Consider the following 22,207-nt stretch of genomic DNA (forward strand, 5'->3'; position numbering starts at 1 on the left):
CCAAGCGCTCCGCCGAAGACCACAACCAGCCCGGAAACGTAGACCCCGAGCTTTACCGCGGTGTTCATGACGATCCAGTCACCGCGTACCCCGCCTCCTCGACGGCCCGCGAGACGGCCTCGGAGTCGACAGGAGCATCGGCGGTGACGGTGAGCAGCCCGGTCGGCAGATCGACCTCGACGGTGGTAACACCGGGAATCCCCGAGACTTCCTCGCGCACGGAGGAGACACAGTGCCCACAGGTCATACCGGAAACGGTGAAGGTGCTAGTGGTCATGAGCTATTCCTTAAGTCAGGCGAACGTACGAATCAGAGGCAATGGCAAGGCCGCCACGAATGATGAACTACGAGTGACCCGCATCAGCTCACGAGCGGACGAGGCGCGCGATGGCCGCTGAGGCTTCCTTGACCTTGGCGTCGGCCTCCGGGCCGCCCTTGGCGGTGGCTTCGGCGACGCAGTGGGCGAGGTGTTCCTCGAGGAGCGCGAGGGCGAACGACTGCAGCGCCCGGTTGGCGGCCGACACCTGGGTCAGGATGTCGATGCAGTAGTCGTCCTCGTCGACCATCCGTTGCAGGCCTCGGATCTGCCCTTCGATCCGGCGCAGCCTTTTAAGATGATCTGGTTTGTTGTGGGTGTATCCGTGCATGTCATTGCCTCCTGCTCACGGAACACCATACCCCCCTATGGTATTCCCGGCGCAAGCGGGGAACCGTCAGGCCGCTCGACCTCGACGTTGGAGGGCACGCTCAGCGTGTACGCGGCGGTGCAGCTGTCCCGGCAGGACACATCGGCGCGCAGGGTCCGCCCGTTCCAGAACTGGCGCAGGTTCGGCGGATTGTCGCCGGTCCAGCTGAGTTCGCGGCGGATGGTGAGCTGCTTGTCCGTGCCGGGGACGATGGTCACCCGCACGCCGTCGCCCGCCCGTACGATCAGGATCGGCTCGTCGAAGGCGTACACCTCGGTCAGGGTTTCGGAATGGTGCGCGGAGATCAGCGTGGTGGGGGCGGAGGCGTCCAGGTCGCCGCTCCAGAGGAGCTCGGTGTGGGCGATCATCGCCGCGGAGATCACGACGAAGGCGGTGAAGGCGCCGCCCACGACCCGCCAGGCGTTGACCCGCATGCTCACCCCACCTTCAGGAAGCGGAGCACGGCCAGCACCCGCCGATGGTCCTTGTCGGCTCCCGGCAGGTCGAGCTTGGCGAAAATATTGTTGATGTGCTTGCCGACCGCGCTCTCCGAGATGACCAGCGTCTCCGCGATGCCGGTATTGGACCTGCCCTCGGCGATGAGCGCGAGCACCTCGCGTTCCCGGCGGGTCAGCCGGTTCAGCGGGTCGCTGTGCCGCCGCAGCAGCAACTGCGCCACCACCTCGGGATCCAGCGCGGTGCCCCCCGCCGCGACCCGGCGCAACGCGTCCAGGAACTCCGGCACGTCGGCCACCCGGTCCTTGAGCAGGTAGCCGATGCCGCTGGTGGTCGAGGAGAGCAACTGCGTCGCGTACCGCTCCTCGACATACTGGGAAAGCACCAAGATCGACATATCGGGCCGCTGGCGGCGCAGCACGAGGGCTGCCCGCAGACCCTCGTCGGTATGCGAGGGCGGCATCCGCACATCGGTCACAACCAGGTCGGGCACGTGCTCATCCACGGCGCGGAGCAGCCCGTCCGCATCCGCGACAGCGGCCACCACCTCGATCCCCGCCGACCGCAACACCCAGACAAGACCCTCTCTGAGCAGGACCGAGTCCTCCGCGAGGACTACCCGCATGACGGACCGGCCTGAGCCGATCGTGGCCGTCCGATGGGCCTTACGCGCATGGCAGCTCCACTCGGATCGTGGTCGGCCCGCCGGGCGGGCTGTCGATGCGCAGGTCGCCGTCGACGGAGCCGACGCGCTGGGCCAGGCCGCGCAGCCCGCTGCCCCGGGCCGGGTCGGCGCCGCCTCCGCCGTCGTCGTGGACGACCAGGTGCAGCCGGTCGCCCTCCCGCCAGACGAGCACCTGCGCGCTGGACGCGGCGGCGTGTTTGGCGATGTTGGTCAGCGTCTCGGAGACCACGAAGAACGCCACCGCCTCGATCGTCGGGGTGACCCGCTCCTTGACGTCCACGTTCAGCCGGACCGGGACCGGCGCGCGGGCGGCGACGCCGGACAGCGCCGCGTCCAGACCCTGGTCGTTGAGTACGGCCGGGTGCAGGCCCTGGACCAGGTCGCGTAGCTCCTTGAGGGCCAGTTTGGCCTCCTCGTGCGCCTGGGAGATCAGCTTGACGGCCGGGTCCGGCAGGTCGGTCAGGGTGGCGCGGGCCATGCCGAGGTTCATCGCCAGCCACACCAGCCGCTGCTGGGTGCCGTCGTGCAGGTCCCGCTCGATCCGGCGGCGCTCGGTGTCGGCGGCGTCGATCACCTCGGCGCGGCTCTCCCTGAGCGTCTCCACCCGCTGCGCCAGCTGCTCCTTGAGGCTCGGGCCGAGCAGGGCCGCGGCCGCGTACTCATCCAGCGCGCTCACCCCTCTCGCCACCCACGGTCCCGTCACCAGCAGCCCCATCGCGACCAGCATGGCCAGCGTGCCCCTCCAGGTGGTGCCATCCTCGATCCAGATCTGTACGGCGATCGCGATCGCCACCAGCGCTCCCGACCAGGCCAGTATCACCAGCAGCGAGCCGATCCCGGCGATCAGCGGAGCCAGCAGATGGTATCCGAGCTGCCGCCAGGTGCTCGCCACCTTGGCTTCCAGATACAGCACCTTGAACGGATTCCAGCTGGCCGGGACCCGCCGGGGCACCTGCGGGATGTCCAGACCGAGAAACGCGTTGAACCGGTTACGCTGCACCCTCGTGAAGACCGGCACCGCTCGGAACAGCAGCATGAGCGAGATCACCGGCACCACGACCGTCCAGATCAGCGCGATCGAGGCCGCGGTCAGCCCACCGATGACGGCCGCCGCCGCCAGCGCGATCGGAAACCCGGTCACCACATGCGCGCTCCGCAGCCAGGCCGGCCCCGCCCAGTGCCCTCGCACCCGCTCCCAGGGAGTGGTCGTCTCGATCGAGGTTGCCATGCCCCTACGGTAGGGACCGCGCGGACCTCGCGACATGACGGAGGTATCCCGATGTGGGGTAGTGCTGGCCCCACCATCCTTGGTCGGGGTTGCATCCAGCGTTCGTAGCCACCCCTTGTCTTGTCGGCACTGCTCTGGGGTCTTGTTGGCACTGCCATGGGCTGGCCGGGAAACCGCGACCCCTCCCGTGGCGCGCATACCACGCTATCGGGATCGGCGGCTGACACTTTGCTGGGTAGCGTTGAATGAGCGCGGTCGAGGCTCCGACCCGACTCAATGTCGCCTGTGTCGCGACATTTTGTCATCCGATCGCAGCGGGGGCTTGGCGAGCCCAACGCCCCTCCCCACCAGCGAAGGGTCATCGTCATGTCTGATGCTTGGGAGATCAAACGTCGGCTGACCGAAGCGATCAACACGCACGATCTGCACCGGGTGCTCGAGTTCTACAGCCCGGACGCTGTCCTGGTCACACCAGCAGGCATAGCAGAAGGACATGAGCAGATCGGCTGGTTCTACGATCAGCTCTTCACGGGCTTTCCGGACTATCACCAGATGGCGTGGCTGGAGGCACCGGGCGACGATCCCCTGGTCACGGAATGGACGTTTACCGGCACCCACCTGGGGCCCCTTCTTCTGCCTGACGGGCGCGAGTTGCAAGGAACCGGCCGTCGCATCACCGTGCGGGCTTCATGCGTGGCCTACGTGGCTGACGACCTGATCATTACGCACCGGGATTACTACGATCAGCTGGAGCTGTACAGCCAGCTCGGCTTGGGCCTGACCGAGCTTGATCAGCCCGCCACATAGCGTCCTGGTGTGACAAGGGCCTCTCGGCGCGCTTGCGCAGGGCGCAATATCGCCCTTGATCCCTCGCTATTCGGGTGCGCACAATCCGGAAGAGCGCAGCCCTTTCCCGGGGAGATCGAATGGTACAGACGGCCGCCATCATTGAGGGCACGGGTCCGTCGATGCATGATCAGAGTGTGGACGGGGCCCGGTTTCGGCAGGCTCTGGCGGCGCACGCGTCCGGGGTTGTGGTGATCACCGCGCAGGTGGGCGCGGCTTTGGTCGGTCTCACGGTGACCTCGTTCACCTCGGTGAGTCTCGCGCCGCCGCTGGTCTCCTTCTACGCCGACCGGGCGTCCACGACAGGGCCGTCGCTGAAACTCGCGGATTATTTCGCGGTCAATATCCTGGCCGACGGGCAAACGGATTTGGCGGCGATTTTCGCGCGCAAGGGAATCGACCGATTCGCGAATTGCCCCGGCTGGCGTATGGGCGCGTACGGTGCTCCACTGCTGGACGGGACTTCGGCGCATCTGATCTGTCATCGCCATTCGGTCGCCGACATCGGGGATCACACCCTGGTGGTCGGGCAGGTCGTGGAGACCGGCACCACCGGGGGGAACCCGCTCCTCTACCACCGGGCGTCCTTCGGCTCCTTCGTGCCGCACTCTCGCGGGAGCGAATAAGAAAAGCCGCGCTTGATGGGCGCGGCCGGGAACGCTAGTCTAAGTGTTTGCCATCTCGAAATAGCATTCACAATGCGTTCCGCTGGAAGGATATCATACACGTGAATCCACGTCAAGATATTCAGCTAGAGCAAGATCGTGTATCGCTGCTTTATCACCGTCTCGACACCGTACGTGAACGAACCGAGAAGGCATTGGCCGCCGAGCAGGCGCGCGGTGAGGCGGGCGGCACGCGGCAGGCGAGGGTGGAGCGTGAGGTCGCGGCGGGGGAGCATGTCCGGCGGCTGGCCCAGCTGAACGCGGTGGAGCGGGGGCTCTGCTTCGGTCGTATTGACCTTGGCCGGATGGACGAATCCGGCGAGACGCTCTACATCGGCAGGATTGGCCTGCGGAACGACGAGCACGAGACCGTGCTGGTCGACTGGCGTGCGCCCGCCGCTCGGCCGTTCTACGCCGCGACCCCGTCGGCTCCGGCGGGGCTCGTACGGCGCAGGCACCTGCGCACCCGGGGCCGGACCGTGATCGGCGTGGACGACGAGGTCTTCGACCTGACCGGGATGAGCGACGGCGACCGGAACGCCTTGGTCGGCGAGGCCGCCCTGCTGGCCGCCCTTCAGCGTGGCCGTACCGGCCGGATGGGCGATGTGGTGGCGACCATCCAGACCGAGCAGGACCGGGTGATCCGGTCGGGCCTGCACGGCACGCTCGTTGTCCAGGGCGGCCCCGGCACCGGCAAGACGGTCGCCGCGCTGCATCGCGCGGCCTACCTGCTCTACACCTACCGGGACACATTGGCACGCCGAGGCGTCCTCGTCGTCGGTCCGAACGCCATTTTTTCCCGCTATATCGAACAAGTCCTGCCCTCACTTGGCGAAACCGACGTCGTGCTCTCCAGCGTCGGCGAACTGTTCCCCGGCGTCGCCGCGACGCACGTGGACACCCCGGCCGTGGCCCTGATCAAAGGCGACCTCCGCATGGTCGAGGCGATGGCCAGCGCGGTCGCCGACCGGCAGCGCGTGCCCGACGGAGACCTGGAGATCGAACTCGACGCTCTCACGCTCGTGGTCCCGCACGCCGTCTGCGTCCAGGCCAGGAAGCGAGCCGCGCGCCACCTCCACAACGTCGGTCGCAAGCTGTTCGCCCTCGACCTGCTGCGCGCGCTCGCCCGCGACGAGGCCCGCCGGCTCGACGCCCCGGACGACGAGGAAGACCTGGAGTATGCCCGCAAGGTGCTCTGGCAGGAGCCGGCGGTCCGCGCGGCCATCGACGCGTTGTGGCCGGCCCTCACGCCGTACCAGCTGGTGGCGGAGCTGTTCGCGGACCGGCAGCGGCTGGCGGCGGCCGGATTGAGCGAGGCCCTGCTGCGGCCCGCCGGCGCGCCCTGGACGGTGGACGACGTGCCGCTGCTGGACGAGGCCGCGGAGCTGCTCGGCCAGGAGCCGCAGAGCCGGGCGCAGCGGCTGGCGGCCCAGCGGGCCCGCCAGGAAGAGGAGCTGTACGCCCGCGAGGTGCTGACCATCACCGGCCAGGAGGACATCGACGCCGCGGCGTTCGCCGACTGGCACAACGATCGGGGCCCCGACGGCACCACCGCGAGCCGGGCCGCCGCCGACCGCGGCTGGATCTACGGCCACGTCATCGTGGACGAGGCCCAGGAACTGTCCGCGATGGCCTGGCGGATGGTGATGCGTCGGGTGCCGACCCGCTCGATGACCGTCGTCGGCGATCTCGGCCAGACCGGCGCCCCGGCGGGCGCCCGCAACTGGGGCGAGATGCTCGACGGCTACGTCGAGTGGCGCGAGGAACGCCTGACGGTCAACTACCGCACCCCCAAGGAGATCATGGACGTGGCCGCCGACGTGCTCCGCGAGGTGGCCCCCGACCAGGAACCTCCCCGGTCGGTACGGCACGGCGAACCGCCCCACGCCATCCAGGCCACCCCGGGCACCCTCCCCGGCGTGCTCGCGGACCTGGTGGCCACCCCCGGCGACGGCCGGATCGCCGTGATCACGACTGACGCGCGCTATGCCGAAGTCGCCGCGTTGTTGCCGGAAGCGGTTACGCTCGATCCGCTGGATTCTCCGGTGGCTCTGCTGACGGTGACGCGGTCCAAAGGGCTGGAGTTCGACGAGGTCGTCGTCGTGGCGCCAGAGGAGATGGCGGGTCGTGAGCTGTATGTCGCGATCACCAGGGCGACCCGGCGGCTGACGGTGGTTCACGAGGGGGAACTGCCGGCGATGCTGCGCGGGCTACTCGGAGAGTCTAATTAGGACTATCCTTGTAGGAAATACCGGGAGGCTGGATGCACGCGGGAGACCAGGGGCAGCGTGCCGAGTCACCCGTCGCGGTCGCGATGGGGGCCGGTCGCTGGATTCGCGCTGCCTCCGTGGACGACGCGCGCGGGCGGCGCTGGCGGGCCAACCCGGACCCGGACGGCGCCTCCGCCGCCCCCGGCCAGGAGGCCTCGCTCTACTCCGGCGCGGCCGGCATCGTGCTGTTCTTCCTGGAGCTGGCTGCCGCAACCGGGGACGAATCGTACTTGCAGGACGCTCGATCGGGCGCGGACTACCTGGCCGCCACCTGGCGGGACGTCCGTGACCCTACGCTCTATCACGGTTTGATGGGCATCGCGTTCGCGCTCGCCGAAGCCGGGTGGGCGACCGGGGAGGAACGGTTCTCGGTCACCGCCAGGGAGGTGGCCGATCAGGTCGTACGGAGCGTGCGCAAGTTCGACGAGGGCATCGGGTGGACCGGGGATCCGGCCCAGCGGGGGGATGGCGGGGTCATCCTCGGGCTGCTGTACGCGGCGGGGATCCTCGGGGTGTCGGAGTACGAGCAGGTGGCCGTCGAGGCGGGGGAGCGGATCGCGCACCTCGTCGTGCCCGGGCACCGGTTCGGGATCGAGACGCCCGATCTGCCGATGGACGCGGTCACGCCCGGGTTCCTGTCCGGCACTTCCGGCACCGGCTTCCTGCTGGCCCGTCTGTACGGGGTGACCCGCGACGAGCGGTTCCTTGCCGCGGCGAGGCGGGGGGCGGACTTCGTCCGTACCATCAGCGCGGTGAGCGAGAAGTGCGCGCTCGTGCCGCATCATGTGCCGCAGGCCAGAGCGTTGCACTATCTCGGCTTCTGTTCCGGTTCGGCCGGGGTGGCCAGGATGTTCTACGAGCTCTACCGGGTGACCGGCGATCCCGGCGATCTCGACTGGGTGGAGCGGCTGGCGCGCGGGATCGTCAACAGCGGGGTGCCGAGGCGGCGGACCGAAGGTTACTGGAACGTGGCATGTCAGTGTTGCGGCGCGGCCGGGCTGCTTGAGCTGTTCATCGGGTTGTGGGCGGCGACCGGGGAGGTCGAGTACCTGGAGGTGGCGGGCACGATCGCCGACGACCTGATCGGGCGGGCTACGCGGAACGGTGGATACCGCTGGTATCAGGCGTACCGGCGGCTCCGGCCCGGAGAGATCACCGCTGACACGGGCTACCTGGTCGGCGCGGCCGGGATCGGAGCGGCGCTGCTCCATCTGAGCGCGGCCCGCGAGGGCGGCTCCTGCCGCCGCGTCATCCTGCTCCCGGACAACCCGTTCCCAGCGATTCCGGTGCCGATCTCCCAGCTCTGAAATATAAGCGATCGGTCGGTCTTGTTGTTTGCTAGGCTGTGGCCGTGATAGACGGACGGCTGGTGCGCGGGGAGCGGACCCGGCAGGCAGTGCTCGATCATGCGGTGGCGCTGGCTTCCGTGGAAGGTCTGGAGGGCATGTCTCTGGCGCGCCTGGCCCAGGGCCTCGGTGTTAGCAAGTCCGGACTTTTCAGTCATTGGCCAGATAAACAGGCTCTGCAACTCGCCGTGATCGAGCACGCCCGGCTGCAGTGGATCGAGGAGATCGTCCGTCCGGCTCTGCGCGAGCCGCGCGGGCTCCGGCGGCTCTGGGCGTTGCACGCCAACCGAATGGAGTTCTACGAGCGGCGCGCCCTTCCCGGCGGCTGCTTCTTCGCCAACGTCGAACCCGAAGTGAACGACCACCCCGGTCCCGTGCGGGACGCCATCGCCGCCGCCAAACACGACTGGGTCACCCTGCTCACCACCCTGATCACCCAGTCCGCCGAGCTCGGCGAGCTGCGGCCCGGCACCGACGCCGACCAGCTCGCCTTCGAGATCCAGGCGCTCGGCGCGGCCGTGATCACCCACACCCTGGTGCACCACCAGGAGCCCAGCTTCCGCTTCGCCCGCCGCGCCGTGCTCGACCGGCTACGCGCCCTCGCCACCGACCCCAGCGTCCTTCCGGAGGCCACCCCATGACCACGGCAGTCGAACCCGGCCACATCGAGCAGGTGCAGATCCACTTCGACGACCTGGACGCGATGGGCGTCCTCCACAACGGCCGCTACGTATTACTGCTGGAGCGAGCCCTGGCCGCGTACTGGTCCGAGCGCGGCTGGCCATTCGACCCGGCGGTGCCGCATTTCGCCGACATCTTCTTCGTGGTCCGCGAGTTCACCATCACCTACCATCTCCCGATCACCACGGTCGGCCCGATCGACGTGCACTTCTGGCTGGACCACATCGGCACCACCAGCCTGGTGTACGGCTTCCGCGTCCTCTCCGCCGACCGAAGCGTGCTGCACGCGGAAGGTCGCCGGGTCCAGATCAAGATCGACCCAACCACCCTGCGGCCCACTCCGATCGGCGACGACGTGCGCGAAGCCTGCACAGTCCTGGTCAAGAGCAACTAACCGAATGAGCAGGTCGCCAAGGTCGCTCGCCGTTATCCGGCGCCGTTCACGCAGGTGATGGTTCTCGCCGCACCGGCGCCAAGAACGCAGCGGCATTCTGCTCGGTGTTCCAAACAGCGCAGTCCCGCGTGGGTTGCGGGACTGCGCGGACGGTTGCGGGGCTCGGGAGAAGGGGCGTCCTCCCTCCTCCCGAGCACCGGTCTGTTACGAGGTGTAGGCCTCGAATTCCGACAGTTGAGCGGCCGGCCAGCCGGTGTTGCCTGTGAAGTGCAGGCGTAGGTAGCGGCAGCTGGCCTGGGGGAATGTGATCGTCGCCGTGTTGCCGGTGGCGGGGTTGAAGACCCGGCCGGATGAAGCGGAGACCACGGTGTAGGTGGTGTTGTTGGTGGAGCACTGCACCGAGAGGGTCTGGGTGCGGGTGGCCCATGCGGCGGGCGGTGGCAGCTTGAGCACGACGCGGCTGACCGTGCGGTTCTGGCCGTAGTCGACCGTCAGGGTCTGCGGGAAGGCGTTGTTGGCGCTTTCCCAGTAGGTGCTGGCGTTGCCGTCGTTGGTGTTGGAGCCCGGGTAGACGTCGGTGAAGCTGCTCGCGGTCATCGGGCGGCCCAGGTTGAGGTTCCCCGCCGGAGGCGACGGGCTGGGCGACGGGCTGGGCGATGGGCTGGGCGACGGGCTGGGCGACGGGCTGGGCGACGGGCTGGGCGATGGGCTTGGTGAGGGGCTGGGGGATGGGCTGGCGGCTGTGCCGTACACCTCGAGGGCGGAGAGTTGGGCGGCGGGCCAGCCGGTGTTGGCGGTCACGTTGATGCGGACGTACCGGACATTGGCCGTGGGGAAGTTGATTGTCACGGTGTTGCCGGTCGCGGGGTTGAAGACCTGGCCGGCCGAGGCCGCCAGGGTGGTGAATGTGGAGCCGTTGGTGGAGCCCTGGACCGAGAGGGTCTGGGTTCTGGTGTTCCAGGCGGTCGCCGGGGGCAGCTTCAGGACCACCGACTGGACGTTCGCGTTCCCGCACAGGTCCACGGTGATGTTCTGCGGGAAGGCGTTGTTGGCGCTCTCCCAGTAACTGTCGGCGTTGCCGTCCACCGCGTTGGCCGGGGCGAAGCCCTGGTTCTGGCTGCTCGCGGTCGTCGTCTTGCCGCGCGCCAGGTCACCGGTGCCGACGTTGCACTGCGGCGGCGAAGGCGACGGCGAAGGCGACGGGGAAGGCGACGGTGAGGGGGACGGCGAGTTCGGTGGGGGTGACTGGGTCGGGCCGCCGCCACCCGGGTAGATGTAGTTCGGCTCCGGCCAGACGCCGCCGCAGGTGGTGTTGTTCGGGATGTTCCACCCCGAGTTGCCACCCAGGTCCACCGGGCTGAACGAGGCGCCGACACAGTTGTGGATCGGCGTGCCCGCGCCGATGTAGGACGCGTCCACGTTCTGGAATGTCGTGCTGGCGGCGGATTGGGCCTGCATCACGTACGTGCCGACGCCGACGATGTTGACGTTCCGGAAGTTGACCGTGCTCGTGGAGCCCTCGATGAAGTGGATCGCTGCGTACGAGCTGTCCAGGATGTCGGAGTCGGTGACGTTGATGGTGGCGTTGACCGGCTCGTTCAGACCGGAGAACCAGATCGCGCCGACACCGAAGCGCCAGTTGTAGTCGTTGTTCCCCGCTCTGATCAGGGTGTTGCGCGACACCGTGTGCGTGCCCGCGACCGCGGTGCCCTGGCCGGAGTTGACCCCCGGATAGCGGTTCGCGACATGGATGCCGCCGCCGTTGGTGACCGTGTCCGTGACCACGTTGTCGGTGATCTTTATGTCCCGGCCGCCGTACGTGACGATGTTGTTGGCCAGGATCGGCGAGACCACCGTGTTGAACGTGAAGGAGTTGTTCACGTTCGCCATCCGGTCCGGCCACATGGCCAGGCCGTCGTCGCCGCTGTTGCGGACGAAGGTGTTGGTCACCGTGGAGTTCGTCACCCCGGTGTGGAAGTTCACGCCGTCGGCGATCTGGTCAACGATCCTGCTGTTCCTGATGACGAAGTTGTCCATCGGGCCGTCCATCCAGGCCCCGACCTTGGTGTTCTCCATGAAGACGTTGTCGATGACCGAGTTGCTCATCGCGCCGCCGAAGGCGTTCACCTGGTCGTTGTCCTCGCGCTCCTGCATCTCGCCGTGGATCGCCAGGTCGCGCACGGTCACGTTCCGGCTGGGCCCACCCGCCTCGTGCGGCCGGATCCCGCCCTGGTAACCGCCGCCCGCGACGTACTTGCCGTAGATGCCGACGGCGCGGTTGCGCTGGGTGGGATGGCGCCCGGTGAGTGTGGTGTGCCACGGGCCCGCGCCGCGCAGGGTGACGCCGTCCACGACCACATGGTCCCAGAGCGTCCAGGTTCCAGCGGGGACGTATACCTCGCGGCCCTGGGCCCGGCCCGCGTCGACGGCGGCCTGGAACGCGGCCGTGTTGTCGGTGCCGCCACTGTTGGGTACGGCGCCGAAATCCACCACCGAGAGCGAGTTGGCGGGGCGGGAGATCGCGCCGGGGGCCACCTCGAAGTCGGCCACGTCGACGGTGACCGGGGTGCCGGAGGCGGTCTGCACCCGGATCTTCGTGCCGATCGGGTAGGTGCTGCCGAGCAGGGTGTGGGTCTCGTCGTAGAAGTGGTGCGGGTTGGTGTCGCCCGGGTTGTTGTTGAACGGGTAGCCGCCGTAGTACCAGCCGTACTTGCTGGTCAGCGAGAGGTCCTTCAGCTTGGTGCCGTTCACCCGGATGTCGGCGTTGATGGTCTGGCCGGTGCCGCCGTTGGCGTCGGGGATGCTGTAGCGCACGGTCATCGCGTTGGCGGGCTGGGTGAGGGTGAACTCGACGTACTCGCCGGTGGAGTCGAGGGTGACCGCACGGCGTCCTGACGCCTCGGAGGGCAGCGTGCCGTAGATGCGGTTGGGGCCGATGACCGTGCCGTTGGTGACGGCGGCCTCGGCTTCGAACTCGATGAACGGGACGGTCGCGCCGCGTCCTGGCACGTCGAACGGGCCGATCGTGGAGGTGGCCGCGCTCGCGCTGGTGGACAGGAGCGGGACTGCGACCGCACCCCCGGCCACGGTCAGCGCCACGGAGGCTACGATGGCGGACATCTTGCGGGTCGTCCGGGCGCGTAACGCGCCGTCGGTGGGGGGATGGCCCGATGTCATCATCGGTGGACCCTTCCTCAGCAGAGCCGGGCTTGCCACGTGACCAGGGACGCTTCTGATGACGCGAACCGGCGGGGGGTGTTGACGCCACCGGTCCGGCCGCGATCGGAGGCATCGAGTTGTGCACACCATAGGATGGCGAACAGAAGTCCGCAATATTTCAACTTGATTTCGCAAAAGAACATGTCGGGTGCGTTAGGTAACCGGTCCGACTTTGCCCGCAGCCTGTCCCATCCACCCTTCACGCCCCTCCTTGCTCCTGGATTGCCCCTCTGTCAGCATGCTGAGCTGGGAAAACATGGCGACATGCCGGATGTTTCGGCAAGTTTGCGCCGCGAAACCGGCCGATCTCGCGCCGTGGGACCCCTCCCACGCCCCGCCGGACCCACCGCCTTCGCAAGTCCGTGAATTTCTGCGCAAATCAGCGAATATTCGGGACTACCTGGATGGTCTTCACCTCACCCGATCCCGGTCGTGCGGTGGAAAACGCTCTCATCGACAGAACCCGTCGATGGAACGCAAGCGGATTGCGTGAATCTGGCGTATGATTTGCGTTGTGACACGTCGACTTGCTGAAGTGGCGAAGAAAGTCGGGGTCAGCGAGGCCACCGTGAGCCGGGTTCTCAACGGCAAACCCGGGGTCTCCGATGCGACCCGGGCCGCGGTGCTGACCGCCCTGGACGTTCTCGGCTACGAGCGTCCGACCCAGCTGCGGGGCGAGCGCGCCCGCCTGGTCGGCCTGGTGCTGCCCGAGCTGGGCAACCCGATCTTTCCCGCGCTCGCCGAGATCGTCGGCGGCGCGCTCGCCCAGCGCGGCTTCACGCCGGTGCTGTGCACCCGGACCGCCGGCGGCCTGTCCGAGGCCGACTACGTGGAGATGCTGCTGGAGCAGCAGGTCTCCGGCGTCGTCTTCGCCGGCGGGCACTTCGCCGAGGCCGACGCCCCGCACGAGCACTACTTCCGGCTGCTCGCCCTGGGCCTGCCGGTGGTGCTGGTCAACGCGGCCAGCGACAACCTGGACTTCCCGCGCGTCTCCACCGACGACGCGGTCGCCGTCGAGCAGGCCTTCGCCCACCTGGTCTCGCTCGGCCACGAGCACATCGGCCTGGTGCTCGGCCCCGAGGACCACATCCCGTCCCGCCGCAAGCTGGCCGCGCTGCGGCTGGCCGCCGAGGCGGCCGGGATCGACAAGATCTCGGTCGAGCACGCGATGTTCTCCCTCGAAGGCGGCCAGGCGGTGACCAACCGGCTGATCCGCAACGGCGTCACCGGCATCATCTGCGCCAGCGACCCGCTCGCCCTTGGAGCGATCCGAGCGGTCCGGCGGCTCGGCATGTCGGTGCCCGAGGACATCTCGGTGGTCGGCTTCGACGACTCCAACTTCATGAACTGCACCAACCCGCCGCTGACCACCGTGCGCCAGCCGATCGAGGCCATCGGCCGGGCCGCCGTCACCCTGCTGGTCAACCAGATCGACGGCGCCGTGGTCACCGCCGAGGAACTGCTCTACGAGCCGGAGCTCGTGGTCCGGGGTTCCACGGCCCCGGCGAAGGTCAGAGCCCTCGTTTGACGCGCGCCCCGGCGTTAACGCCGGGGATTCAGCCCGTGTCGCCATGCGGCACCTCTGCGGCTTCCTGCTTCATCGACCTGAGCCGCCACTGTGGCGGTCTTACCAGGTCTTCACAGGCGTTCGAGCCTTGCGGCTCCGTTCCCGCCCGTCCGGCGGTACCTAACGCGATCACGCTACCAGGCGTCCTTTCGCCTTGGCGATGAATCGATTTTCTGATCCCCGTTCGCTTCGTCTTCAGCGACGCGGGGCTCTTTCGCGTTCGGGCTCGACCTGGGCCAGTCCCGCAGGCTGTCACTTTTTTGCATCATGCATGACGGGCTCTTGCTAGGCATTGTCCGTCTCTGTATGTTTCTCGCAACTGCTAAACGAATCAATCTCGTAACCCCACCTACATCGAGCGGGACCTCGGGGGCTCGTTCACCGGCACCACCACCAGAACTGGTGTTCTCACGATGTCGTGGGCGACCACGGCAGGAGGGAAACATTCATGCAATCCCGAAAGATCGCGACAGTACTCGCCGCGGCCGGTCTCGTGCTGGCCGCCGCGGCGTGTGGCAGCGAGGAGCCGGCTGCGACCCCGACGGCCGCCGCCGGTTCGTCAGCCCCCGCCGCCAACGCTCCGGTGACGATCAGCGTGGGCTGCCAGCCGCCGAAGACGAACCCCAAGGAACGCGCGCAGTGGGACGCCGATGTCACGGCCTTCCAGGCGCAGTACCCGTACATCACGATCGAGAGCAAGGACGCGTTCCCCTGCATCGTTCCGGAGACCTTCCAGGCCAAGCTCGCCGGTGGCGAGATGGAGGACCTGTTCTACGTCTATTACACGGACGTACGGAAGATCATTCAGGCGGGTCAGGCCGCTGACATCAGCCCGTACCTGAGCGACGTGCCGAAGATCGGCGAGCTCCGCCAGGACGTGATGAGCATCTTCAAGGACGGCGAGAAGGTGTACGGCATCCCGCGCACCAACTACGGCACCGGCCTGGTCTACAACCGCAAGCTCTTCACCCAGGCCGGCCTCAACCCGGACGCCCCGCCCAAGACCTGGGCCGAAGTCCAGGACGCCGCCAAGAAGATCTCCGCGCTCGGCGCCGGCTACGTCGGCTACGGCGAGTACAGCGCGGGCAACACCGGCGGCTGGCACTTCACCTCCTCCATCTACGGCCGCGGCGGCGACGTGGTGAGCCCCGACGGCAAGACCGCGGCGTTCAACAGCCCGCAGGGCAAGGCCGTGCTGGAGAACCTCAAGACCATGCGCTGGACCGACAACAGCATGGGCACCAAGCAGCTGCACCGCTGGGAAGACCTGATGCGGATGATGGGCGGCGGCAAGCTCGGCATGATGATCGGCGCCCCGGACGTGGTGCAGGCCGTCAACAACGACTTCAAGGGCAAGTTCGAGGACTACGGCGTCACCGCGCTGCCCGAGTCCACCGCCTCCCTGAGCGGCGGCGACGGCTACATGTTCAACGCGAAGGCCACCCCCGAGCAGATCAAGGCCGGCCTGCTCTGGCTGGACTTCCGCTTCCTCACCCCCGGCCAGGGCCAGTTCAACTACGAGCGCTCGGCCAAGGACGGCATCCCGGTGGGCCTGCCCACCACCGACCTGTACGGCACCGCCGCCCCCGGCACGGAGATCAACGCCCAGCGCGAGCAGTTCGCCAACGTGCCGGTCGCCCACTTCGCCCCGTACGTCGAGGCCGCCAAGACGGTCCAGTTCAAGCTGGAGCCGCCGAAGGCCCAGGAGATCTACGCCATCCTCGACACCGCGATGTCGGCGGTCCTGACCCGCCAGGACGCCAACGTCGACGAGCTCCTCGCCGATGCCGAGTCGAAGGTCAACAAGCTGCTGGCAGCGGGCTGACCTGACATCCGGGGGCCGGCCGAGAGTGGCTGGCCCCCGACACTCACGTCGAGATCGGGAGCCATCCGATGAGCACAATGACCGTGAAGGGATCACGGCGACGATCCCCCGGGGCGACACGGCGCTCGGTGAGCCGCAACCTGACGGCCTACGGGTTTCTCAGCGGGGCACTGATCTGCTTCGCGTTCTTCTCCTGGTATCCGATGATCCGGGAGTTCATTCTCAGTTTCCAGAAGACGAACTTCATCGACCCGCCCGAGTGGGTGGGCTTCGAGAACTTCGAGACGGTGTTCGATGATTCGGCGTTCGCCTCCGCCTGGCTGAACACCGCCACGTTCACCCTGCTCGCGCTCGTCTTCGGTTATGCGGTGCCGTTCGTGTTCGCGCTCGTGCTGAACGAGTTGCGGCACGCCCGCGCCTACCTGCGCCTGGTCGTCTACCTGCCGGTGATGCTCCCGCCGGCCGTGGCCGTCCTGCTGTTCAAGTGGTTCTACGACCCGGGCGCGGGCCTGTTCAACCAGGCGCTGGACGTGTTCGGCCTGGGCCCGCTGGCCTGGCTGGACTCCACCGACACGGCGCTGCTCTCGCTGGTCATCGTCTCCACCTGGATGAACCTGGGCACCGGCACGCTGATCTACCTGGCCGCGCTGCAGAGCATCCCGAGCGAGCTTTACGAGGCGGCCGAGCTGGACGGCGCAGGCCTGTTCAAGCGGGTCTGGCACGTGACGATCCCGCAGACGAAGCTCATCCTGCTGGTGATGCTGCTGCTCCAGATCGTGGCCACCATGCAGGTGTTCATCGAGCCGTTCCTGCTGACCGGAGGCGGTCCGGAGAACGGCACCGTCACCGTGGCGTACCTCATGTACCAGTACGCGTTCAGCTTCGGGAACTGGGGAGGCGGTGGCGCGCTCGGCCTCATGCTGATGCTGGTGCTCATCGTGTTCTCCGCCGTCTACCTGCGTGTTTCGCGGGACCGGACCTAGAGAGGAGGGACGCATGTCGTACAGCACCGTGCAGGACCGGGCCGCGGCGCGGCCGGTCGCGCCCGCGCCGAGCCCCAGGCGGAGCCGCAAGCCGGGCCGCCGGCGGGAGGGGCCGCAGTTCCGTGGCCTGGTCTCGCCGCACACGCTGACCACCACCCGCGGCAAGATCGTCTACTGGGTGGTGATGAGCGTCGTGCTCGTCACCTTCACCGCGGCGTTCGTGTTCCCGCTCTACTGGATGTTCACCGGCGCGATGAAGTCGCCCGAGGAGCTGGCCCAGGTGCCGCCCACCTTCTTCCCCCAGACGCTCAACTGGGGGGTCTGGTCGGAGGCGTGGGATCTGCTCGATCTGGGGCTGTTCCTGAAGAACACCCTGCTCTACGCCGCCGGGGCGTGGTTGTTCACGCTAACCTTCGACGTGGCGGCGGCTTACGCGCTGTCCAAGCTGCGGCCGATCCTGGGCAACGTCGTGCTCGCGCTGATGTTGTCCACGCTGATGATCCCGCCGACGGTGATCCTGCTGCCGGCCTACCTGACGGTCAAGGATCTGCCGATCCTGGGATGGAACCTGCTGAACACCCCGTGGGCCATCTGGCTTCCGGCGGTGGCCAACGGATTCTTCATCTTCCTGCTCAAACGTTTCTTCGACTCGATCCCACGCGAACTGCTGGAGGCGGCCCAGATCGACGGGGCCTCGCCGCTGCGGATCCTGTGGTCGGTCGTCCTGCCGGTGTCCCGGCCGATCATCGGCGTGGTCTCCATCCTCGCCGTGGTCAACGTCTGGAAGGACTTCGTGTGGCCGCTCCTGGTGCTGCCGGATAGCGAGAAGATGTCAATCAGCGTTGGCATCTCCTCACTTTCTGCACAGATGCCGCAAAATGTCCTGATTGCCGCGCTCTTCATCGCGAGCGTTCCGGCGATCGTGGTCTTTCTCATCTTCCAGCGCAGCATCATGGCCGGTCTCACGGCGGGCAGCCTCAAGGGCTGAACCACACCCGACCGCAATCCCAACCTCTAAAGGAGTTGTTTCCAGCATGCCCGAAACGTGGTGGCGGGGGGCCGCGATTTACCAGGTCTACCCGCGCAGCTTCGCCGACGGCAACGGCGACGGAATCGGCGACCTCGCCGGCCTGCGGAGTCGCCTGCCGTATCTCGCCGACCTCGGTGTCAACGCCGTATGGCTCACGCCCTGGTATCCGTCCCCGATGGCGGACGGCGGCTACGACGTCGCCGACTACCGGGACATCGAGCCGACCTTCGGCACCCTGGAGGAGGCGGAGAAGTTCATCGCGGAGGCCCACGAGCTGGGCATCAAGGTCATCATCGACGTGGTGCCGAACCACAGCTCCGACCGGAGCGCGTGGTTCCAGGAGGCGCTCGCCGCCGGTCCCGGCTCGGCCGCCAGGCAGCGGTTCTGGTTCCGGGACGAGCCCGGCGACTGGAAGTCCATCTTCGGCGGCCCCGCCTGGACGCAGGTCCCCGACGGCCAGTGGTACCTGCACCTGTTCGCACCGGAGCAGCCCGACTTCAACTGGACCAACCCGGAAGTCCATCAGGAGTTCCACGACGTGCTGCGCTTCTGGTTCGACCGGGGCGTGGACGGCATCCGGATCGACTCGGCCGCCGTGCTCGTCAAGGACTTCGACGGCGGCGACCCCGACGGGTACACCGACCAGCCCGAGGTGCACGACGTCTATCGCGGCTGGCGGCGCCTCGCCGAGGAGTACGACGATCGCATCTTCATCGGCGAAGTCTGGTTCCCCGACCAGGAGCGGTTCGCCCGCTACCTGCGCCCCGACGAGATGCACACCGCCTTCAACTTCGACTTCCTGGCCTGCCCCTGGGACGCCGCCGCGCTGCGCCACTCCATCCAGGAGACGATGGCCACCCACATCCCGCTCGGCGCACCGCCCACCTGGGTGCTCTCCAACCACGACGTGGCCCGGGTGGTCACCCGCTACGGCCGCGAGGACACCTCCTGGGACCACGGCGCCCGCCGCGACGGCGTGCCCTCCGACCTGGAACTCGGCTACCGCCGCTCGCGCGCCGCCGCGCTGCTGGCCATGGCGCTGCCCGGCGGCGTCTACATCTACCAGGGCGAGGAGCTCGGCCTGCCCGAGGTCGACGACATCCCCGGCGACCTGCGCCAGGACCCGATGTGGCCCCGCTCCGGCTACACCATCCCCGGCCGCGACGGCTGCCGCGTCCCGCTGCCCTGGTCCGGCGGCGAGCCGCCGTTCGGGTTCGGTACGGGCGAGCCGTGGCTGCCCCAGCCGGAGGCATGGAACAAGCTCACCGCCGAAGCCCAGGCCCAGGACCTCGGCTCGATGCTGACCCTCTACAAGACCGCCCTCGCCATCCGCCGCGACCGCCTCGGCGACGGCACCCTGACCTGGCTCGGCTCCGCCCCCGAAGTCCTGGCCTTCACTCGGGAATCGGGCCTGACCTGCCTGGTCAACCTGGGTTCCGAGCCCGTACGGCTCCCGCCGCACGAAACCGTGCTGCTCGCCAGCGGTCCCCTCGAAGGTGAGGAACTCCCGACCGACACCGCGGTATGGCTCGCCTGAATCCGCTCATTCTCGCCACCGGCCTGGAGAAGACCTACCCGGCGCGGGATCGGAAGGGGACACCGTTCCGCGCCGTGGCCGGGGTGGACTTCCAGGTCCACCGGGGCGAGGCGTTCGGCTTCCTCGGGCCGAACGGGGCCGGGAAATCCTCCACCATGCGCATGCTCGGCGGGGTGTCCGCGCCCACGGCCGGGTCGCTGCGCATCCTCGGCCTGGACCCGGTCGCCGACGGCCGCCGGGTCCGGGCCCGGCTGGGTGTCGTGCCCCAGGACGACTCCCTCGACACCCAGCTCACCGTCGAGGAGAACCTCGTGGTGTACGGGCTGTACTTCGGGCTTTCTCGCCGAGCTGTGAAGGCTCGGGCTGGGGAGTTGCTGGAGTTCGCCCGGTTGGAGGACAAGGCGGGGGAGCGGGTGGAGCACCTGTCCGGGGGGATGCGGCGGCGGCTGACCATCGCGCGGGCGCTGATCAACGAGCCGGAGATCCTGCTGCTGGACGAGCCGACCACCGGGTTGGATCCGCAGGCCAGGCATGTGCTGTGGGATCGGCTCTTCCGGCTCAAGCAGGACGGGGTCACGTTGATTCTGACCACGCACTACATGGATGAGGCGGAGCAGTTGTGCGATCGGCTGGTGGTGATGGACAAGGGGTTGATCGCCGATGAAGGGTCGCCGCGGGAGTTGATCGAGCGGCATGTCACGCGGGAGGTGCTGGAGTTGCGCTTTCCACCGGGGGAGAACGAGGAGGTTGCGCGGAAGCTGGGCGATCACGTCGAGGTGCTGCCGGATCGGTTGCTCTGGTATGCGGACGATGGTGAACAGGCTTTGGCTCAGGCGACCGAGGCAGGAGTACGGCCTCTCACCGCCTTGGTCCGCCGCGCCAGCCTGGAGGACGTGTTCCTCCGCCTCACCGGCCGTTCTCTCACGGACTGATTTTTCGGGATTTAGTACGCCATGGGTGGACTGATCATGATGTTGGTGGACTGGCGTGATGTCCCGCGTGCCACGGCTGTGGTCCACGCGGACACCACGGCGATGCCGGGGCCGGGCGGAGCCCAGGGCAAACAGCGGGGCCGGGCGGAGCCCGGGGGAAAACAAAGGGCTGGGTGGGTGGGAGAACCACCAGGGCTGAGCCGCGTTCAGGTGAGCCGGCATGACGCCTAGGGTTGCGGTGCGTGCCGGTGGGTTGACGATGGCGTTTCGGGCCATGGCGTACTGGCTGGTGCGGTATCGGCGAACCTGGCGGGGCACGATCGTGGTGAGTGTCGCCAATCCGATCCTGTTTCTGCTGGCGATCGGGGCCGGACTCGGCACACTGGTCGAGGGGTCGGTCGAGGGGGCGTCGTACCTGGCGTTCTTCGCGCCCGGCCTGCTGGCCGCGGCGGCGTTGCAGAACGCATTCGTGGAAGCCGGGTTCGTGGTGAACAGCGCGCTGCGGAGGGAGCGGATCTACTCGACCGCCGCGGCGACTCCGCTCGAACCCGGACACATCTTCGCCGGGCATCTGATATTCATCACGCTGCGACTCTTCCTGAGCGCCGCCGCTTTCGTCATGGCGATGGCGCTGTTCGGATTGATCGAGAACATCGCCATCGCCTTGGCGGTCACCCTCGCGGCCACACTGACCGGGTTGGCCTTCGCCACACCGCTGGCCGCGTGGGCGGTAACCGTGGCGGACTTTCCGCAGCTCAACACCGTGTTCCGGTTCGTGGTCATGCCGATGTACCTGTTCTCCGGCACATTCTTCTCGGTCACGCAGCTGCCGGCGCCGTTGCGAGCGGTCGCGTACGCGCTGCCACTCTGGCACGGTGTGGACCTGTCCAGAACGCTGGCACTCGGAACCGCCACCCTGGGCACGAGCCTGCTGCACATCGGCTATCTGACGGCCCTCTGCGCCATCGGCGCGATGATCGCGCGCATCACCTACCGGCGGTGTCTCCACGAATGACGGAACTGAAGGAACGTCCCATGCCCCTGCCTCGCGCCGGAGGCGCCCACCTACTGGTATTGCGCAACATATGGGTACACAAAGGCGGCAGCCCCTGGACGATGGCCCTGTTCTCCATCTTCGAGCCGATCCTCTACCTGCTGGCGATCGGCGTCGGCATCGGCGCCCTGGTCGGTGACGTCCCCGGGATCGACGTCCCGTACGCCACCTTCATCGCCCCCGCCCTGCTGGCCACCGCCGTAATGAACAGCGCCCTGGAAGAAACCACCCAGACCGCCTACGCCAAACTCACCTTCGACCGCTTCTACCACGCCCTGGTCGCCACCCCCATGACAGTCACCGGCCTGGTGACCGGCGAGATCGCCTGGGGCATGCTGCGCGGCCTCATCACCGGACTCGGCTTCCTCACCGCCGTCACCGCCTTCGGCCTGGTCACCTCCCCCTGGATCCTGCTGGCCCTCCCTGGCAGCCTCCTCATCGCCTACACCTTCGGCGCCGCCGGTTTCCTCGTAGCCGGCTACGTCCGAAGCTGGGACGACTTCCAGTACACCCAACTCGTCATGCTCCCCATGTTCCTCTTCGCCACCACCTTCTACCCCGTAACGATCTACCCCGAGCCCGTCCAACTCATCGTGAAAGCCCTCCCCCTCTACCACGCGATCGAACTGATCCGCCAACCCGCCCTCGGCCAACTAGAACCAACCCTCCTCGCCAACGCCACCTACCTACTCGTCCTGGGCACCACCTGCCTCCTCCTGGCCCGCCGCAGATGGCAGCACCTCCTGTCCGCTTAGCCACCGAACGGGATGCCGTCGCAAATGGCAGCGTTCCTGTTGGCTTAG

At 67.8% G+C, this 22,207-nt stretch carries 20 protein-coding genes; 14 read left to right on the forward strand and 6 right to left on the reverse strand.

All coding sequences use genetic code 11. The features are described from left to right. Positions 1-64 precede the first annotated feature (64 nt). From ABGB08_RS44425 to ABGB08_RS44445, 5 genes are all read right to left on the reverse strand, one after another. Positions 65-277 (reverse strand): heavy-metal-associated domain-containing protein, encoded by a 213-nt coding sequence (locus ABGB08_RS44425; RefSeq protein ID WP_347603584.1) that lies wholly within the window; start codon positions 275-277, stop codon positions 65-67. Positions 278-365: 88 nt separating this feature from the next. Continuing rightward, positions 366-647, reverse strand: coding sequence for a metal-sensitive transcriptional regulator (locus ABGB08_RS44430; protein WP_155359436.1), 282 nt, complete (start codon positions 645-647; stop codon positions 366-368). A gap of 35 nt (positions 648-682) precedes the next feature. Then, complete coding sequence (locus tag ABGB08_RS44435; protein WP_347603586.1) at positions 683-1,120, reverse strand: hypothetical protein; 438 nt, start codon at positions 1,118-1,120, stop codon at positions 683-685. A 2-nt stretch (positions 1,121-1,122) separates the two neighbouring features. Next, complete coding sequence (locus ABGB08_RS44440) at positions 1,123-1,767, reverse strand: response regulator transcription factor (protein WP_347603588.1); 645 nt, start codon at positions 1,765-1,767, stop codon at positions 1,123-1,125. 40 nt (positions 1,768-1,807) lie between these two features. Beyond that, positions 1,808-3,055 carry a histidine kinase gene (locus tag ABGB08_RS44445; protein ID WP_347603590.1) on the reverse strand — a complete coding sequence of 416 codons (1,248 nt, stop codon included), beginning with the start codon at positions 3,053-3,055 and terminating at the stop codon, positions 1,808-1,810. A 366-nt stretch (positions 3,056-3,421) separates the two neighbouring features. Here ABGB08_RS44445 and ABGB08_RS44450 point away from each other — a divergent pair, with 366 nt between their 5' ends. From ABGB08_RS44450 to ABGB08_RS44475, 6 genes are all read left to right on the forward strand, one after another. Further along, complete coding sequence (locus ABGB08_RS44450) at positions 3,422-3,862, forward strand: ester cyclase (RefSeq protein WP_347603592.1); 441 nt, start codon at positions 3,422-3,424, stop codon at positions 3,860-3,862. Positions 3,863-4,038: 176 nt separating this feature from the next. Continuing rightward, positions 4,039-4,527 (forward strand): flavin reductase family protein, encoded by a 489-nt coding sequence (locus ABGB08_RS44455; protein ID WP_347603594.1) that lies wholly within the window; start codon positions 4,039-4,041, stop codon positions 4,525-4,527. Between the two features lie 101 nt (positions 4,528-4,628). After that, positions 4,629-6,797, forward strand: coding sequence for an ATP-binding domain-containing protein (locus ABGB08_RS44460; RefSeq protein ID WP_347603596.1), 2,169 nt, complete (start codon positions 4,629-4,631; stop codon positions 6,795-6,797). A gap of 32 nt (positions 6,798-6,829) precedes the next feature. After that, positions 6,830-8,143, forward strand: coding sequence for a lanthionine synthetase LanC family protein (locus tag ABGB08_RS44465; protein WP_347603598.1), 1,314 nt, complete (start codon positions 6,830-6,832; stop codon positions 8,141-8,143). A 44-nt stretch (positions 8,144-8,187) separates the two neighbouring features. Further along, on the forward strand, positions 8,188-8,823 hold the full coding sequence (locus ABGB08_RS44470; protein ID WP_347603600.1) for a TetR/AcrR family transcriptional regulator: 636 nt from the start codon (positions 8,188-8,190) through the stop codon (positions 8,821-8,823). After that, on the forward strand, positions 8,820-9,257 hold the full coding sequence (locus ABGB08_RS44475) for a thioesterase family protein (protein ID WP_347603602.1): 438 nt from the start codon (positions 8,820-8,822) through the stop codon (positions 9,255-9,257). Before ABGB08_RS44470 ends, ABGB08_RS44475 begins: the two co-directional genes overlap by 4 nt. A 204-nt stretch (positions 9,258-9,461) precedes the next feature. Here ABGB08_RS44475 and ABGB08_RS44480 read toward each other — a convergent pair whose 3' ends face one another. Next, positions 9,462-12,377, reverse strand: coding sequence for a discoidin domain-containing protein (locus ABGB08_RS44480; RefSeq protein ID WP_347603604.1), 2,916 nt, complete (start codon positions 12,375-12,377; stop codon positions 9,462-9,464). 613 nt (positions 12,378-12,990) lie between these two features. Between ABGB08_RS44480 and ABGB08_RS44485 the strand changes: the two genes are divergently transcribed. From ABGB08_RS44485 to ABGB08_RS44520, 8 genes are all read left to right on the forward strand, one after another. Continuing rightward, a complete protein-coding gene (locus ABGB08_RS44485) occupies positions 12,991-14,004 on the forward strand; it encodes a LacI family DNA-binding transcriptional regulator (protein WP_155359426.1) in 1,014 nt (337 codons plus the stop codon). A 487-nt stretch (positions 14,005-14,491) separates the two neighbouring features. Next, positions 14,492-15,868, forward strand: a complete 1,377-nt coding sequence (locus ABGB08_RS44490) for an extracellular solute-binding protein (RefSeq protein WP_347603606.1) — start codon at positions 14,492-14,494, stop codon at positions 15,866-15,868. A gap of 128 nt (positions 15,869-15,996) precedes the next feature. Beyond that, positions 15,997-16,851 (forward strand): sugar ABC transporter permease, encoded by an 855-nt coding sequence (locus ABGB08_RS44495; RefSeq protein ID WP_347603608.1) that lies wholly within the window; start codon positions 15,997-15,999, stop codon positions 16,849-16,851. 13 nt (positions 16,852-16,864) lie between these two features. Then, entirely contained in the window at positions 16,865-17,839 is a 975-nt protein-coding gene (locus ABGB08_RS44500) for a carbohydrate ABC transporter permease (protein ID WP_347603610.1), read from the forward strand. Between the two features lie 46 nt (positions 17,840-17,885). Continuing rightward, positions 17,886-19,418 carry a glycoside hydrolase family 13 protein gene (locus ABGB08_RS44505; RefSeq protein ID WP_347603612.1) on the forward strand — a complete coding sequence of 511 codons (1,533 nt, stop codon included), beginning with the start codon at positions 17,886-17,888 and terminating at the stop codon, positions 19,416-19,418. After that, positions 19,406-20,350: an ABC transporter ATP-binding protein gene (locus tag ABGB08_RS44510; protein WP_347603614.1), complete on the forward strand. Its 945-nt coding sequence runs from the start codon at positions 19,406-19,408 to the stop codon at positions 20,348-20,350. Before ABGB08_RS44505 ends, ABGB08_RS44510 begins: the two co-directional genes overlap by 13 nt. Before the next feature lie 220 nt (positions 20,351-20,570). Then, positions 20,571-21,365, forward strand: a complete 795-nt coding sequence (locus ABGB08_RS44515; protein WP_347603616.1) for an ABC transporter permease — start codon at positions 20,571-20,573, stop codon at positions 21,363-21,365. Between the two features lie 20 nt (positions 21,366-21,385). After that, complete coding sequence (locus ABGB08_RS44520; RefSeq protein WP_347603618.1) at positions 21,386-22,159, forward strand: ABC transporter permease; 774 nt, start codon at positions 21,386-21,388, stop codon at positions 22,157-22,159. Positions 22,160-22,207: the final 48 nt, after the last annotated feature.

The sequence above is a fragment of the Acrocarpospora sp. B8E8 genome (assembly GCF_039871605.1).
Lineage (GTDB): Bacteria > Actinomycetota > Actinomycetes > Streptosporangiales > Streptosporangiaceae > Acrocarpospora > Acrocarpospora macrocephala.